The organism is Capnocytophaga catalasegens (assembly GCF_026005215.1).
Classification (GTDB): domain Bacteria; phylum Bacteroidota; class Bacteroidia; order Flavobacteriales; family Flavobacteriaceae; genus Capnocytophaga; species Capnocytophaga catalasegens.
The window spans coordinates 35,691-51,545 of record NZ_BPMA01000065.1 but is presented as its reverse complement, the minus strand read 5'-3'; the positions used below and the strand labels follow the sequence as shown (position 1 = coordinate 51,545).

General features: G+C 32.0%; 16 protein-coding genes and 2 pseudogenes. 3 read left to right on the top strand and 15 right to left on the bottom strand.

Annotated features, from left to right (window positions below; genetic code table 11):
* The first annotated feature begins 88 nt into the window (after positions 1-88).
* A complete protein-coding gene (locus OO775_RS12845; RefSeq protein WP_264847628.1) occupies positions 89-631 on the top strand; it encodes a thioredoxin family protein in 543 nt (180 codons plus the stop codon).
* Here OO775_RS12845 and OO775_RS12840 read toward each other — a convergent pair.
* Positions 628-2,643 (bottom strand): ComEC/Rec2 family competence protein, encoded by a 2,016-nt coding sequence (locus OO775_RS12840; protein ID WP_264847626.1) that lies wholly within the window; start codon positions 2,641-2,643, stop codon positions 628-630. The genes OO775_RS12845 and OO775_RS12840 overlap by 4 nt on opposite strands.
* A gap of 92 nt (positions 2,644-2,735) precedes the next feature.
* Here OO775_RS12840 and OO775_RS12835 point away from each other — a divergent pair, with 92 nt between their 5' ends.
* Positions 2,736-3,011 carry an ATP-dependent Clp protease adaptor ClpS gene (locus OO775_RS12835; RefSeq protein ID WP_264847625.1) on the top strand — a complete coding sequence of 92 codons (276 nt, stop codon included), beginning with the start codon at positions 2,736-2,738 and terminating at the stop codon, positions 3,009-3,011.
* Positions 3,012-3,021: 10 nt separating this feature from the next.
* On the opposite strand, the gene OO775_RS12830 is transcribed toward OO775_RS12835, so the two are convergent.
* Both OO775_RS12830 and OO775_RS12825 read right to left on the bottom strand, forming a co-directional pair.
* A complete protein-coding gene (locus OO775_RS12830; RefSeq protein WP_264847624.1) occupies positions 3,022-4,329 on the bottom strand; it encodes a 4Fe-4S dicluster domain-containing protein in 1,308 nt (435 codons plus the stop codon).
* Between the two features lie 111 nt (positions 4,330-4,440).
* Positions 4,441-5,463 carry a glutaminyl-peptide cyclotransferase gene (locus OO775_RS12825; RefSeq protein WP_264847623.1) on the bottom strand — a complete coding sequence of 341 codons (1,023 nt, stop codon included), beginning with the start codon at positions 5,461-5,463 and terminating at the stop codon, positions 4,441-4,443.
* 365 nt (positions 5,464-5,828) lie between these two features.
* On the opposite strand from OO775_RS12825, the gene OO775_RS12820 reads away from it, so the two are divergent.
* A complete protein-coding gene (locus tag OO775_RS12820) occupies positions 5,829-6,035 on the top strand; it encodes a hypothetical protein (protein ID WP_264847621.1) in 207 nt (68 codons plus the stop codon).
* A gap of 28 nt (positions 6,036-6,063) precedes the next feature.
* Here OO775_RS12820 and OO775_RS12815 read toward each other — a convergent pair whose 3' ends face one another.
* From OO775_RS12815 to OO775_RS12765, 12 genes and pseudogenes are all read right to left on the bottom strand, one after another.
* Positions 6,064-6,189, bottom strand: coding sequence for a hypothetical protein (locus OO775_RS12815; protein ID WP_264847619.1), 126 nt, complete (start codon positions 6,187-6,189; stop codon positions 6,064-6,066).
* Between the two features lie 221 nt (positions 6,190-6,410).
* Positions 6,411-7,136 (bottom strand): annotated as a pseudogene (locus OO775_RS12810) (RHS repeat domain-containing protein); the annotation flags it as partial.
* A gap of 83 nt (positions 7,137-7,219) precedes the next feature.
* Positions 7,220-7,561, bottom strand: coding sequence for a DUF7668 domain-containing protein (locus tag OO775_RS12805; RefSeq protein ID WP_264847616.1), 342 nt, complete (start codon positions 7,559-7,561; stop codon positions 7,220-7,222).
* 10 nt (positions 7,562-7,571) lie between these two features.
* Positions 7,572-7,967, bottom strand: coding sequence for a hypothetical protein (locus tag OO775_RS12800; RefSeq protein ID WP_507762580.1), 396 nt, complete (start codon positions 7,965-7,967; stop codon positions 7,572-7,574).
* Positions 7,962-8,072, bottom strand: a pseudogene (locus OO775_RS14215) (RHS repeat-associated core domain-containing protein); the annotation flags it as partial. The gene OO775_RS12800 and the pseudogene OO775_RS14215, both read right to left, overlap by 6 nt.
* 110 nt (positions 8,073-8,182) lie before the next feature.
* Complete coding sequence (locus OO775_RS12795; RefSeq protein ID WP_264847614.1) at positions 8,183-8,833, bottom strand: HAD family hydrolase; 651 nt, start codon at positions 8,831-8,833, stop codon at positions 8,183-8,185.
* A gap of 75 nt (positions 8,834-8,908) precedes the next feature.
* The gene (locus OO775_RS12790) at positions 8,909-10,564 is read right to left on the bottom strand and encodes a NupC/NupG family nucleoside CNT transporter (RefSeq protein ID WP_264847612.1); all 1,656 of its coding nucleotides are present in this window, start codon (positions 10,562-10,564) and stop codon (positions 8,909-8,911) included.
* Between the two features lie 4 nt (positions 10,565-10,568).
* Positions 10,569-11,159, bottom strand: a complete 591-nt coding sequence (locus OO775_RS12785; protein ID WP_264847610.1) for a bifunctional nuclease family protein — start codon at positions 11,157-11,159, stop codon at positions 10,569-10,571.
* 173 nt (positions 11,160-11,332) lie between these two features.
* Complete coding sequence (gene rsgA / locus OO775_RS12780) at positions 11,333-12,286, bottom strand: ribosome small subunit-dependent GTPase A (RefSeq protein WP_264847609.1); 954 nt, start codon at positions 12,284-12,286, stop codon at positions 11,333-11,335.
* Between the two features lie 45 nt (positions 12,287-12,331).
* The gene (sppA, locus tag OO775_RS12775; protein WP_264847607.1) at positions 12,332-14,116 is read right to left on the bottom strand and encodes a signal peptide peptidase SppA; all 1,785 of its coding nucleotides are present in this window, start codon (positions 14,114-14,116) and stop codon (positions 12,332-12,334) included.
* A 66-nt stretch (positions 14,117-14,182) separates the two neighbouring features.
* Complete coding sequence (gene ftsY / locus OO775_RS12770; protein ID WP_264847606.1) at positions 14,183-15,139, bottom strand: signal recognition particle-docking protein FtsY; 957 nt, start codon at positions 15,137-15,139, stop codon at positions 14,183-14,185.
* A gap of 60 nt (positions 15,140-15,199) precedes the next feature.
* A complete protein-coding gene (locus tag OO775_RS12765) occupies positions 15,200-15,805 on the bottom strand; it encodes a Uma2 family endonuclease (protein WP_264847605.1) in 606 nt (201 codons plus the stop codon).
* Positions 15,806-15,855: the final 50 nt, after the last annotated feature.

The window sequence follows — 15,855 nt, the reverse complement described above, 5'->3', positions numbered from 1 at the left end:
TTTAATTTTTTTTCTTAAATTTTTTTCTTCATTTTTATCTCTGGCATAGTTTTTGTTAGTATATTTTTAACTTAAAAAAATTATTTGAATGAAAAGATTATTTATCACTATGCTATTTCTTTGGGTGGGAGTAGCTTCTGCACAAGAAATCAAATGGATGTCGCTAAATCAAGCGCTTGTTGCTCAAAAGAAAAATCCAAAAAAAATATTTATTGATGTATATACCGAATGGTGTGGTCCTTGTAAAATGTTAGAAAAAAATACATTTCAAAACAAAGATGTTGCCAAATATATCAATGATAAGTTCTATGCCGTAAAATTTAATGGAGAAGGAAATGAAGAAGTTACTTACCAAAATAGAACTTACAAAAATCCACAATATGACCCTGCCAAAGCTAATACACGTAATTCTCCACACGAATTTGCTGGAGCATTGGGAATTAGAGCATATCCTACTATGATTATTCTCAATGAAAAAGGAGAAGTCTTATTTCCGATAACTGGTTACTATACAGCTACTCAACTCGAACCAATGATAAAACTCCTGGGAGACGATACTTATTTAAAAGTCAAAACCCAAGCTGAATACGACTCATATTTGAAGAATTTTAAAGGTACATTTAAAGATTAGTTACTTTTTACTTGAAAATATCCCTTCTCGCCTGTAAAGTGAAAAGGGATATTTTTCTTTTCACAAGTTTTCTTCCATATTTCTGTAAGCCATGGGGTATTGCTCCCGTCAGCTATAATAACCTGAGGTCGAATTAGTTGTAACAATTTATCTAAATGAATTTTTGGAGAATTTCGCAAAATCAGGTAATCTATTTTCGCAAAAGAATTATCAATATACCAAATGCCATCTAAAACTACAAAAATTTTTCCTTTAAAAGAAAATACATTTGTAATTTTCTGATAATCAATATTTTTTATATTTTTTTGAGTTGTAAAATTTGTTATATATTTCTGAGGGAGCTTATCCTTTTCACCATAGAAAAAAGACATTTTTTCCCCTTGCCTTACTCCTAACAAAGTAGTGTTATATTGTTGAAAAACAATAAGTTCAGCTGTTTTTTCTATTTCATATTTATTATAAAAAAGAATTGCTTGAAAAATAAAAATACTTCCTAACATTCCGTACAAAAACTGAATTTTCTTAAAATGTAACCAGAATGCCAATAAAATAATTCCTGTAAAAGCTATAGCTAACATCTTTTCATCAAAATATATCTGTCTGAAAATAAAGTCATTAAAAGATGATACAAAGCCTATAACACCATTCATCTGTCGAATTAAAAAATCATATCCAATAACCAAAAATGATGGAAGTATATTCAATGAAGCTAATGTAATAACCAAAATTCCTACGCCTAAAATAATTCCTAAAAAAGGTAATACAAACAAGTTAGTAATAAAAAATAAACTTGGAAACTGATGAAAATAATACAAACTTATAGGCAAAACTCCTATTTGTGCAGAAAAACTTACTACTAAAATACCATAAAAAAATCTAATTATTTTATTTTCAGGAAACCACCACCGATTAAAAATAGGTAGAAATGTCATTATTGAAAAAACTGCTAAATAACTGAGTTGAAAACCTACATCATATAAATATAAAGGATTGATAATCAATAAAATAAAAATAGAAGCTATCAGATTATCATATACTCCTTGGTATTTCTTCAATTCCAAAGCAACACTTAGAAAACTAAACATCGTAACGGCTCTCACTACCGAAGCCGATAACCCTGTAAGTAGTGCATACGCCCATAAAAATATAATTAAAACACTAAGAATAAGTACATTATATTTTTTATTTCGGAAAATAAAATGAAGTATATATGATAAAATCATCGCAATAATTCCGATATGAAGCCCCGAAATGGCCAAAATATGTACGGCACCTGCATCAATGTATTGCTGATAGATTTCCTCTGACACATCTTGGCGAATACCTAATAACAAAGCCTTTATAATTCCCTGACTTTCAACTGAAAAGGGATAATTATTTAACGAAGAGGCTACTTTATTTTGCAAACGAGTAGCAAAAATTCTTAAAGAAAAATCTGTTGCAGGAAATATCTGAAAATCTGTAACATAGCCTGCCCAAAAAATATTTTGCCGAGACATATATTTCTGATAATCAAACTGATACGGATTTTTAACTTTTGATATAGGATTTAATTTCGTACGAAATAAAAGAGATTTGCCTAAATTTTCTATTGAAAGTGTATCTGAAAAAGAAAGTTGTACTTTTCCTGTAACTTTCTGATTATCGAAGTTTTGTAAATCAATTATTGCTTTTTTATCTTTGATTTCAATTATTTTACCCTTAAGTGTATAAAACTGATTCGATTGTAATTTTTGAATGTAATGATTTTTATTATTAGGCTGATAATGAATGGCATATATAAGCATTCCTAAACAAAAAGACATTAAGAATACGCCCAAAAAAGCTATTTTTTCAAATCGAAAAAAGAGTAAAACTCCTGCCAGAATACTCACTCCCATAAGAGATACAATTATGGAGAATGTAAGATGTAAATTATCTTGAAAAACTATTCCAACAATAATCGCTAATGTAATGATTGCTAAGGTTGTATTAAATGGTTTTAAGCGCATAATATCAATTTTCTTTTGCAAAAATACATTTTTTGAAGAAAAAATCTTCCTGCTTCAAAAATATTTTGTACAATTATAAAAATATTCTATTTTTGTCCTTTAAAATTACAAAAATGAACTATCAAGAACAAGAAGAATATGATGTAGAAACCTTGCCTGCACAAGAGTACGAACACAAAATTATTTTATTCAATGATGATGTCAACACGTTCGATTATGTAATTGATATGCTGATTTCTATTTGCGATCACTCTCCCGAACAGGCAGAACAATGTGCTATGATTGTCCATTACAAAGGAAAATGTTGTGTCAAATCAGGTTCATATGAAGATTTAGAACCTCGTTGTGCAGCTCTTCTAAATGGAGGATTAAGTGCTGAAATTCAGTAAATTATATTTTTTATTCATCAAATACCTTCATTCGATCGGAAGGATTATATGCCCAAGGAGCTACATTATTTTCCAAGCATATCATCATTGTATTAAGAGGTGCTGGCGCTGCCGATTTCTCCATAACCAAATAACGCCTCATATCCATTATTATTGAAAGTGGATTTAATTCTATCGGGCAGGCTTCAACACAGGCATTGCACGTAGTACATGCCCATAATTCTTCGGGTGTAATATAGTCATTGAGTAATTGTTTTCCATCAGGAACAAAACTTCCATTTTTGTCAATGTTTTTTGCAATTTCCTCAATACGATCACGAGTATCCATCATTATTTTTCTCGGAGAAAGTAATTTACCTGTCATATTAGCAGGACATTCGTCGGTACAGCGTCCACATTCAGTACAAGTATAAGCTCCCAAAATTTGAACCCACGAAAGGTCTATGGCGTCAGATGCACCAAATTTAGCAGGAAGTTGCTCATTATCAACAGATTGTTCAAAAGGATTTACCGTAGGGTCAAGCATCAATTTTACTTCTTTTGTTACTGATTCTAAATTATCCAACTGACCTTTTGGCTTTATTGAAGTAAAAAAAGTATAAGGAAATGCTAACAAAATATGCAAATGCTTTGAATAATATAAATAATTTAGAAAGACACAAACTCCAATAATATGTAACCACCAACAAGCTCTTTCTATCAGAAAAATAACTTTTGGCGACATATTCGTAAATAGAAAACTTACATATTGGCTTATAGGAAATTTTCCTATCGTAGGATAGATTCCTAATTGTTGTAATTGTAAATCTGAGGCATTCATCAATAGAAAAAGTCCCATCAGAATAGCTTCAAAATAAAGAATTATATTGGCGTCTTTTTGGGCAAAACCACGTAATTCTTTTTTTTGAAAACGACTTATTTTCAATAAGTTACGACGAATCCAAAGGATAGTTACTGAAATAATTACCAACAAGGCTAAAATCTCAAAACTCGTGATAAGAAATGTATAAAATCCACCAAAAAATTTGAAAATTCGGTGAGTACCTATTATTCCATCTAAAATAATTTCGATCATTTCCAGATTAACAACCAAAAAACCAAAATACACCACAATATGAAGTATACCTGCAATAGGTCGAATGGTCATTTTACCTTGTCCAAATGCCAACCAAAGCATACGTCGAAAACGCTCTGAACGAGTACCTAATATCTGTACAGATTGTCCCAATCGAATATTACGTAACAATTTTTTACTATTTTGTACAAATAATCCAACGCTTATGGTCAGTAGTAAAATAAATAAAATCGTAGAAATCATTTATATTATATGGTTTATACCGATTTTGAAGTGAAAATCGAAAGGCAAAAATAACAATTTTTTTTATTTTAGAAAAACTTCTTTAAAATCTTTAGTATAAGAGAATATATTCTATCTCCAATTATTTTTAATTTCAAAAACAACTTCAAAAATTTTATCCCAATTCTTCCCTGTAATGAAAAATGTTTTTCGTTTTTGATGATATGCAATTCCATTAAGTACATCTATTTCAGCATGTTGAGTTAGTTTTTCTTTTATTCCCTTCATATCAACAATTCCTACAACAGCCCCCGATTGGGCATCAATCATCATTATTTCATCTTTGGCATACATATTCATATAGATAATTCCCTCTACATATTCCAATTCATTGGCTTGAGAAAAAGTTGATTGGTCAGAACAAATAGTTAGCTTTTCTTCTTCAACAAGTGTTTCAGGATTTAAAATCCAAATATATTTACTCCCATCACTTTTATAAATTCGTTTTGTATCGTTACAAAGTCCCCAACCTTCTTTACTTTTTCGGTAAACAAATTCTTTTATTTTATTCAAATCTTTTGTATTATAGACAAAACCTATTCCTTCCTGCCAAGTGAGTTGATATAATTTATCATTCAAAACAGTAATTCCTTCGCCAAAATAACGCGATTCAAGACTTTTTTTCTGATAAATTTTTCGTGAAAAAGGATTCATTTTAACAATCAAAGATTTTCCCTTCAACCCTGTACTTTCATAAAGTGTATCTCCCTGAAATTCAAAACCTTGTGTATAATATGATATATCATGCGGATATTGATTTATAATACGATACGTATATAACTTAGGTGGAAAAGAAGCATAAATAATTACTTTTTCACGAGCAACAACCTGATTATCAACTAATAATTCAATAAAATGTTCTCCTAATTTTTCAGTAGAAATAATATACCCTTTTTCTGTTTCAATAAGTTTATTTCCATTTATTTTTAAAAAAGGATTTTCCAGTAACATTTTTTGATTTTTTACAGAAATAAGAATAGTATCTCCGCAGTGTATTTTTTTATTTTTCACACAAATATCAATCGAATATGCTGATTTTGTAGTATTACAAGCCATCAAAAAAAAAGTAAAAACAAGTGCTAATAACAATTTCATATCATTAAAATATTTTTTACAAAAATACACAATAAACTATTAATTCATGGCCTCTATAAATACATTTCCAATAAATATAATATTTTATTATATATAATAAAAAATAAAGAAAAAATTTTTATAATATAAAAAACATAGTATTTTTATCTATTTTTTACTATTATAACCTAAATAAACAATAATACCAATTATTGCAAATACAAAAATATTTTATAAAAATATTATAATATAGATATTTAATAATTAAATACTAATTTTTTAAAAAATATAATTTTATTCAATTCAGACCTTAATAAAACAAAGCTTTCATACATAGATATTTCCGATTTTTCGACTCTTTCGGGGAAATATTATAAAAAATACGCTTGCAGTATCAGATTTTTGGGCAAAAACTTGGTACTGCACTGCTTGTTGTGATCAATCACGCACTTACAGGCAATTCGCAAATAATGGGCAATAAGGGTTGGAGGAATAAAGCTGTTGATTATGGAAAACCTATTGATGCTCAGCGATATTATGTAGTTTTAGGGGCTAAACAATCCTCAAAAAACGGCTTCATAATGCTTTCATAGTATTCAAGCCAAGTTTTTATATCGCTCTTTATGCATTCGTTTTGAAAAAAGCACCATAAATTAAAATACAACCTATAACAATAAATATTATACCACCCACTCCTCCTATTATGCGGGCGTTACCACGCCCCAAATAACGGCTTACTTGTCCCATTCCCCAGTTATTCTGATAATGCTTATCGGCAGCATACAGCCAATCCTAATCTTTGACAGCACCTACAATCAGGCATATTCCAAAAACGGGACAAACAACCGATATTATTTTCCCAAAAATACCAGAATCATTTTTTATCTATTCTTCAATCTTATCCATTATTCTTATATATTTGTTAGTTTTTCCATTTCTATAATCGAATCCTTATCAGGAGGTTTATTTCAATTTTTGACTACATTTTGCCAATCTCCTTTTAGAATACCTAATGCTTTTTCTATTACAAAAATACCTCCGTTTGCTTTTGTTATCAAATCGTTTATTTGGCTAGCGGGAGCTACAAATTGTCCATCTGCTCTGCTTATTATTTTCTTACCTTTAATGAATCTTTCATAATTATCGCCTGTAATCAAAAATGAAGCTCCATTTTTAAAATCAGAATCTACATGATTTTTACAATCCAACCGACATACATCTATAATTGAATTAGAATCAGACACATAAGAATAGAGATTATACACTCTACTGTTTAACCCTATCGGGTCTTGCGATATATAAGCACCTGTCTCTTGACTGTAATAACGCTTGTAATTATACACCAGTTCAGTCTCAATATCAAGGTATTGACCTTGATAAAGCATATTACAAAAACCCTTTTCACCTTTTTCTTTACGGACTCTACCGTAAATATCAAGCTCTCGTTCCCAAATTAGTTTTCCTTCGCTGTCTATTGCCTGTAAAGGTGTTCCCAAGTAATCACTTATAATACTGTACGATTTACCGTTTACAAGCTTTGTCGTCGGGGTAAAGCCTTCGAACACCCACGTTGTTATTTCATCTTCCTGTTTGCCCTCCTTTTTTATTTCGTGTAACGGTACATTGCCGTCCCAAATATACAAAAATTCGCGGTTGCCGTAGCTTTTGCTTATACGTCTGCCAAAAGCATCGTACGTAAAACTTACAACCGGTTATCTGATTGTTACAATCAGAACTCTCAAGCCGGAGCATTACCTTTCATATAGAACACGTTATCCTATAAAACCCTTAAATCATTAATTTCGACTTTTGCCATTTCATTGGTAATATAACAGGATACTGATAATGTCAAATCACTTCTACCTTCTTCTTTTGTCCATAAAGGGATATAAACATCAAGTCTATTTTCATCTTTTACATCATAAATTTCGGCCTTTGTAAACGCTTCGTCTGGTAATGGAACTATAATAGAACCATATTTTTTAATTACTCTTCTCAAATCATCTATATCAACTCTGCCGTTTTGCCTATTAAGCTTAATGGCTTCGTAATTATTAACAGAAATATTGTATACTATTTCCTTTATTATTGATTCAAAATGCTTAAGTTGTAATTTCATATTAACAAATTTAATCACATCCATTCTTTCTTCTATTTCCCGGTTTTCGTGTTACAGTTTCTTTTGTAACGCCGATAGATTCAAAATATTTATCCGCTTCAAAAATCGCTGCCCGTGTTTGCTCACGTGTAAAACCTGCTTCTCTTAATGCTCTATATCCAATTCTTCTTTTAGCACCATATGTTCCTCCTCCTGATACTCTTTGAGCTTGTGTTGCATTATAGTGAGGACTACCAACTTTTGTAGAGGGACCTTCTAATTGAACTCCTGGAGCTTTATTTGTATCATATCCTGGCAAATCTCTTACTGCTGCATCTTGGATTACATGGTGTGCATCTTTTAACCCTGCTGAACGTAATTCACTAATAGGGGTTGTTACATTTTCTTCTAACCCAAATACATCAATCCAACTGTTCGGGTCGTGGACATACCCGTACAATGTTGGGTTATTCCCTGCCAGTCCTATCGGGTCTTGGCTTATGTATGCTCCAGTACTTGGGTTGTAGTATCTGTAGCGGCTGTTACAGCTCGTGGGGTTTTCAGAGACATTTTAAGACTGGCAGAGCGGAATAATTTTTTAACAAAAATGAATTTATAATACTTAATAATCGAATTGTAATATCAAATAGTCCTTAACATTTCAGAAGTAATTTCGTCCATTGATTTTACAATTACATCAGCTTTGGAGAGGTCTTGTTTACCAGAATTAGGATTTGCAAAACCAATACAGGTCATTCCTGCACTTTTGGCAGCAAGAACACCATTGGTACTGTCTTCCAATACAATACAAGATTCTGGTGCAGTATTGAAATTTTCCGCTACTTTTAGAAAAATATCGGGAAATGGTTTGCTTCGTTGCAAATTTTCTCCACTTACAATCGTATCAAAATAAGATTTTATCTGTAATTGTTCTGTAAAAATATCTATCAATTTCATTGTTGAAGAAGAAGCCAAAGCTAATTTGTAATCATTTTCTTTAAGGCAAAATAATAGATCTTTTACTCCTTTCACTTCAGGAATATTTTTATTAGGTAACTCTTCGAAGAAAATATCTCTATGAAAATCCAGATATTCAGATGGAGATTTTGGTAAATGACAATCTTTAACAATCTTAGACCACATAGGTATTCCAGCCATTCCTGTAAGTGTATGTCTATATTTTTCAGATAAACTGAGTTGTAACCTATCAAAAACTATGCTCATTACTTGATAATGAATAGGTTCGCTATCTACTAAAACCCCATCCATATCAAAAATAAAATATTTTTTCATATGTAATGAAATGGTAAAACTATTTTTTTGTTATTTCATAATTTATTTTTGTAGTATAATTCAGTAAAAATGCCTTTACCCAATAATCATTCCAGCGATAGTTGCCGATAATAATGAAGCTAATGTTCCTCCCAAAACAGCTTTAATTCCAAATTCGGAAAGAGTTTTTCGTTGTGAAGGAGCAAGCGAGCCTATTCCTCCTATTTGTATTCCAATAGAAGCAAAATTAGCAAATCCACAAAGCATATATGTTGCCATAATAACTGATTTTTGGTACGTAAAATGAATCGGATTTGCTGCATCTTTCAGTACAGCTAATTGTGTATAACCTACAAACTCTGATGAAGCTAATTTTACTCCCAATAATTGTCCCATAAGCATCATATCTTCTTGAGCCACTCCAATAATCCACATTAACGGGGAAAAAATAGTGCCTAAAAACATCTCTAAAGAAAACTTATCATAAGGTGTATGTGATGCTATAACTCCATTCAGATAAGTAAGATCGCCTACCCAACCGAAAATATAATTAACCATAGCTATCATCGCTACAAAAACGAGCAACATTGCTCCAACATTAGCTGCAAGTTTAAGCCCTTCGGTTGTTCCACTTGCTATAACATCTAATACATTAGCCCCTATTTGTTCCTGCGATACTTCTATTTTTGATTCAATCTTTTCTGTCTGCGGATATAACATTTTGGAAACAACGATTGCTCCTGGTGCAGCCATTACAGAAGCCGCTAATAAGTGTTTGGCAAATTCTAATCGCATTGCAGGGTCATCTCCACCTAAAAAACCAATGTATGAAGCCAATACACCTCCGGCTACAGTTGCCATACCTCCTACCATAACCAATAGAATTTCACTTTTATTCATTTTGGCTAAATAGGCTTTAATCATCAAAGGGGCTTCGGTTTGTCCTAAGAATATATTACCTGCTACCGAAAGGCTTTCAGCTCCTGAAATACCCAGAAAACGAGTCAGTACCCAAGCTAATCCTTTTACAATAACTTGTATCACTCCAAAATAAAATAATAAAGAAGTTAATGCCGAAAAGAAAATAATTGTTGGAAGTATTTGAAATACAAAAATAAATCCGAAGGTAGATGTATCGAGCAATCCTCCAAGTAAGAATTCGCTTCCCGCTCGGGTAAAGTCCAAAATAAGAACAAAAACACTTCCTACTTTTTCAAAAATCCATTGTACCCAAGATATTCGTAGTACTCCGATGGCTAAAAGCAGTTGTAAAGAAAGTCCTATACCGACTGTTTTCCAATTTATTCGTTTTCGATTGCTACTGAAAAGATATGCAATAAGTAGTAGTGCTATCATACCTACAATACCTCGAATAACACCCGATAAAGTCAGACCTACACTGGGCTTTAATGTATTTTCTGCATTTTGTGGAATTTTTTTAAGTTCTTTTTGTGCTATTGCTAAGATTTCTTTTCCATTTAATGAAAAATGTAGTGTACTATCGGTCAAAGATTGGATATTGAGCGGGATTGATGTTGTTTTTTGTTGAGGAAATAACACTAAAAACTTATTTTGTTCTATATAATTCCCGGTGTCGTTTATAGAATCTTGTGGGATAATGAGTTTATAATTACCTTGATTAAATTCAAGATAATTTTCTTGATTCCACGTCCATTTTTTTTCAATACTTTGTGCCGAAGTTGTCAATACAGCTCCTATGATAAAGAGCCATGTTACTAATTTAGTTTTCATACGATTATATTGTTTTACGTCGAGTTATTTCGTCTCTTATTTGAGCTGCTATTTCGTAATTTTCTTTTTGTAATGCTTCGTTTAGAAGTGATTTTAGTTCATCTGTAAGATAGCTTTTCCATTCTTTTTTGTCAAAAGAATCAGATTTAGTATCTTTTTGTTGTATTTCATCTTGATTATCAAATGCTAATACAACTCCTGCTTGGCTCAATATATCTTTGTATGTAAATATTGGCGCTTGAAAACGAATAGCCAAAGCAATCGCATCACTTGGTCGTGCTTCAATGTAATGTTCTTCACCTTGACGTTCGCATATCATAGTTGTATAGAAAATTCCTTCAGAAAATTTGTGTATAATAACTTGTTTGATATGTATTTGAAACGTATCAACAATGTTTTTGAGCAAATCGTGTGTTAGTTGTGGTTGTTTTTTTTCTTCTTTATTTAATGCAACGGCTATTGCATGTGCTTCCAAAGCTGCAACAATAATAGGCAGGTGTAGTTTTGAGTTCATTTCACTCAAAATAAGAGCATACGTACTACCTTGCGTTTGGCTATATGATATTCCTTTTATATATAATCGAACTAAACTCATACTAAGAAACAAATTTATTACAAAAAAATGAATTAGCCAAGTGATTTATTTTATTTGAGTTCAAAAATATTGAATTATATCACATTTTCTTCTTATTTAACAATCTTTTTTTTGTTATAGAAGAAAAAAATAGCTATTTCTTTTGTAGAATTAAAAATTATTGCCCTATATCATTATTGATTTTTAACATTGGGGTCTTGTCGATATGGTTGGTCTTCTCCACTAAGTATTTGCAAATAACTTCGATAGCGACTCCACCATAGTTCATCATTTTCAAGAGCTTGTTTTACGGCACAATGTGGTTCATCAATATGTAAGCAATTGTTAAATTTACATTGATTTTTTAGTGCAAAGAATTCGGGGAAGAAATCACTTACTTCTTCTTTTTGTATATCAACGATACCAAATCCTTTTATACCTGGTGTGTCAATTATACGTCCTTGAAAGTCTAAATCGAACATTTCGGCAAAGGTTGTTGTATGTTGTCCTTGCATATGTTGTTCTGAAATGGCTGCTGTACGCAAATTAAGTGCTGGTGAAATAGCATTGATAAGCGTTGATTTGCCTACACCCGAATGTCCTGAAATAAGAGAGGTTTTTTCTCTCATTAGTTCTTTTACTTGATCAATATTTTTGCCTGTTGTAGCCGATATACCAATACATTTGTATCCTATTTGTCGATACATTGCTGCCAGATATTTAATTTCAACAAGTTCATCGGGATTGTACGTATCTATTTTGTTAAATAACAGCACCGTAGGTATCGAGTATGCTTCGGCGGTAGCCAAAAATCGGTCTATGAATAAGGTATGCGTAGGCGGATTGTTCAATGTAACTACCAAGAATGCGCAATCTATATTCGATGCGATGATATGCGTTTGTTTGGAGAGATTTACCGAACGACGAATGATATAGTTCGTTCTCGGCAAAATATCATAGATAACTCCCTGCTCTATTGCACTTTTTTTTTCTAATTCAAACAAAACAAAATCACCTACTGCAATGGGATTCGTATTCTTTATACCTTGTATTCTGAATTTTCCTTTTATTCGACATTCGTAAAATAGTCCATTTTCGCCTTTGACCACGTACCAACTACCTGTTGATTTGTAAACAATTCCTTTCATACACACTTACTAGCGAAGTTTATACTCTCTTACAATCTATCTATTTTATTTTATTTCTATATCATATGGTAAACGGGCTTGTAATCCTTCTATTTGTCCCATTTGTTGAATTTTTTTGAGTGTTTTGTAAGCTTCTTTTCCTATTTCATTGCTTATAATTTCTTCTGTATTGATTGAAAAAGGAGATTTTTTCTTCAATAATTCTTTAAAATTAAGTTTAAAGACAGGATAAACATTGGTTGAATATTCTTTTATATTATGTTCTTTGGCTACATACGATAGAACATCTTGTAAAGAACCTATTTCATCAATTAGTCCATTTTTGAGTGCATCTGTACCAGTCCATACACGTCCTTGTGCTATTTCATTGACTGCTTCTGGGGACATTTTACGTCCTTCGGCTACTCGTTGTACAAATGTATTGTAAAATTCTTCTATTCCTTCGGTTATGAGTTTGGTTACTTCGGGTGAAGTAACTTCTTCTATATTATATCCTCGATAAATACCCGTTGAATATCGATTTGTACCTACTTGTTCGTTCGTTATACCAATTTTTTCGGATAGTGCAGCAACATTGGGTATGGTCATAAACACTCCGATAGAACCTGTAATGGTTTCGGCATCTGCAAAAATACGATTTGCATTACATGCAATGTAATACCCACCCGATGCAGCCAAATTACTCATTGATACATATACGGGTTTTTCTTTTTTGGTAAGTTCTATTTCTCTATGAATTAGTTCCGAAGCTAATGCACTTCCTCCGGGCGAATTGATACGTAATATAATGGCTTTTACCTTTTCTTCTTCTCGTGCTTCTCTTAGTGCTTCAATAATTGTTTCATCTCCAACGACATTTGAATCTGATTTTCCTGAAACAATTGTTCCTTCGGCATAAATTACAGCAATACGTTGGTCTTTTTTCTTTTCATTTTTGAGTTTTTGTGCTACAGCTTCGGTGTATTTTTCAATTGAGATGAAGTTCAAATCTTTTACTTTATCGGTTTTTGTTGATTTGCAAAGCAATTTCTCATATTGGTCTCTGTATCGCACCCCATCGATTAACTTGTTTTGAAGCGCTAACTTAGGTGTTCTCCCTCCAAGGCTATCTGCTATCTGATTAAGTTTCTCTTTTGATATATTTCTGCTCTTTTGAATGGTTTCGGTATAGTTGTTCCAGATAGATAAAAGGCGTTCTGTTATTTGTTCTCGATTGGCATCACTCATTTTGTTATCAAGATAAGGTTCTACAGCGCTTTTGTATTTCCCGTGTCTGAATACTTCCATTTTTATTCCGATTTTCTCTTGAAAATCTTTGTAATAATTGACATTAGCGCCCAATCCTTGTAACATTATTTGACTTGTTACACCTATAAATATCGAATCTGCAACACTTTGTAAGTAGTAGTCTCGTTGCGAAATCATATCTTGTTGATTGAATGAATATATAAACTTACCGGAGTTCTTAAAATCGGCAACGGCATCACGAAGTTCTTTCAGTTGTGCATATCCTTGAATACCTTCTGCTGATTTTATAGAAATTCCTTTTATCTTATCATCTGTTTTGGCGTATTGTATTGCTTTGATAATCAAATTTAATCCATTATAATCTTGGTCATCGAAGTCGAAATCTTCAATAATTACTTTTTGAGCAAAATCATTTACTTTTTCTTCAAAATTTAATACCAAAATGCTATTGTCTTTTACCGAAATTTTGCTTTCCATACCTGAACCTGCCAATGAAATAAATACGATTAGCAAGAAAAAGAAAATGCCTATGGCTATCATAACTCCGATAATTGATGCTAAAATATTTTTTAAAAAGTTCATATTTTTATTTTTTTATTTATTAACTAATTTTTTTGTTCTATATATTTTTCGTTCTTTTTCAGCGATTTAGTCTTTAAAAAATGAATCTACAAATTCGTATTTATTAAATACTTGCAGATGTTCTATCCCCTCGCCTATTCCTATATATTTTACGGGGATTTGAAACTCGTCTGAAATGCCTATTACAACGCCTCCTTTGGCTGTTCCGTCCAATTTGGTAACGGCTAAAGCTGTTACTTCAGTCGCTTTGGTAAATTGTTTGGCTTGTTCAAAAGCATTTTGCCCTGTTGAACCATCTAAAACTAATAGTACATCGTGTGGAGCGTCTATTATCACCTTTTGCATTACGCGTTTTACTTTCGTAAGTTCGTTCATCAGGTTAATTTTGTTGTGTAAACGTCCTGCGGTATCGATTATCACTACATCGGCGTTCTGTGCTACAGCAGATGATAGTGTATCATACGCCACCGATGCTGGATCGCTGCCTATCTGTTGTTTTATTATAGGTACTTGTACGCGTTCTGCCCATACTTGAAGCTGGTCTATAGCTGCTGCACGAAACGTATCGGCAGCTCCAAGCACTACTTTGTATCCTTTTTTCTTAAATTGATAAGCTAATTTGCCAATTGTTGTTGTTTTTCCAGCACCATTAACGCCTACAACCATTATTACATATGGTTTTTTATCGGTTGGAATAACAAAATCGGTATCTTCACCACTTTTTGTTTCGGATAAAAGTCCTGCAATTTCTTCTCGAAGGATTTTATTAAGTTCGCTTGTTCCCAAATATTTATCTTTGGAAACCCGTTCTTGTATTCGGTCAATTATTTTTAGCGTTGTACTAACTCCGACATCGCTACTTACCAATACCCCTTCAAGTTCGTCCAATACATCATCATCTACTTTAGATTTTCCTGCTATTGCACGTCCTAATTTATCAAAAAAACTTGTTTTTGATTTCTCTAATCCCTTATCTAAGGTTTCTTTCTTTTCCGAAGAAAATATTTTTTTAAAAAAATTCATCTTTCACTATTTTAATTTTTCTATTTCAAAAGTACTCTATTGCATTTGCTTATCCATAATCTATCTAAAAATATCTGAAGTATGTATTTTCAAATCAGGAAAAACAATTGAAGTAACATAACCATCAATTATAGGTCTTGATGTTTTGTATTTTCCATTTTCTAATACATTGATATACAAATTTTCTTCATTAGGATAAACAATCCAATACTCTTTCACACCCGATTCTTCGTATAAATCAAATTTGTTTTTTAATTCTTTTTTAGAATTGCTCGGTGAAAGTATTTCTATTATCAAGTCCGGAGCTCCGATACAGCCTTTCTCATCAAGTTTGTTCAAATCGCACACCACGCAAAGGTCTGGCTGAACTACGGTAAGAATTTTATCCTCTCCTACCGTCCTCTCCAAAGGAGAGGAAGCCAACATCGGTAAACGAACATCGAATGGAGCAGCATATAATTTACATTTATGTCCCTTGAATACATTATGTATTTCTCCAAATAAATTCCCCGAAACTTCTTGATGTCTTCTACTGGGTTCAGGCGACATTTTAAATATTTTTCCTTTAATAAGTTCTACTCGTTCTTCAAACTTCCAAAGTAGATAGTCAGCATACGAATAAATGCCGTCCATATCTAATTGATTGATATTCGTTATTGTTGTCATAATTTTTATTATTATTATTTAATTCGAAATTCTTTTAACTCAATCAACTA

Excerpts from the sequence above, each read along its gene's own strand:
- rsgA (WP_264847609.1), bottom strand. The coding sequence starts at position 12,286 with ATGAAAGGAATTGTTTACAAATCAACAGGTAGTTGGTACGTGGTCAAA.
- ftsY (WP_264847606.1), bottom strand. The coding sequence starts at position 15,139 with ATGAATTTTTTTAAAAAAATATTTTCTTCGGAAAAGAAAGAAACCTTA.
- OO775_RS12825 (WP_264847623.1), bottom strand. The coding sequence starts at position 5,463 with ATGAAATTGTTATTAGCACTTGTTTTTACTTTTTTTTTGATGGCTTGT.
- sppA (WP_264847607.1), bottom strand. The coding sequence starts at position 14,116 with ATGAACTTTTTAAAAAATATTTTAGCATCAATTATCGGAGTTATGATA.
- OO775_RS12785 (WP_264847610.1), bottom strand. The coding sequence starts at position 11,159 with ATGAGTTTAGTTCGATTATATATAAAAGGAATATCATATAGCCAAACG.
- OO775_RS12790 (WP_264847612.1), bottom strand. The coding sequence starts at position 10,564 with ATGAAAACTAAATTAGTAACATGGCTCTTTATCATAGGAGCTGTATTG.
- OO775_RS12830 (WP_264847624.1), bottom strand. The coding sequence starts at position 4,329 with ATGATTTCTACGATTTTATTTATTTTACTACTGACCATAAGCGTTGGA.
- OO775_RS12765 (WP_264847605.1), bottom strand. The coding sequence starts at position 15,805 with ATGACAACAATAACGAATATCAATCAATTAGATATGGACGGCATTTAT.
- OO775_RS12815 (WP_264847619.1), bottom strand. The coding sequence starts at position 6,189 with ATGGGACAAGTAAGCCGTTATTTGGGGCGTGGTAACGCCCGCATAATA.
- OO775_RS12795 (WP_264847614.1), bottom strand. The coding sequence starts at position 8,833 with ATGAAAAAATATTTTATTTTTGATATGGATGGGGTTTTAGTAGATAGC.
- OO775_RS12845 (WP_264847628.1), top strand. The coding sequence starts at position 89 with ATGAAAAGATTATTTATCACTATGCTATTTCTTTGGGTGGGAGTAGCT.
- OO775_RS12805 (WP_264847616.1), bottom strand. The coding sequence starts at position 7,561 with ATGAAATTACAACTTAAGCATTTTGAATCAATAATAAAGGAAATAGTA.
- OO775_RS12835 (WP_264847625.1), top strand. The coding sequence starts at position 2,736 with ATGAACTATCAAGAACAAGAAGAATATGATGTAGAAACCTTGCCTGCA.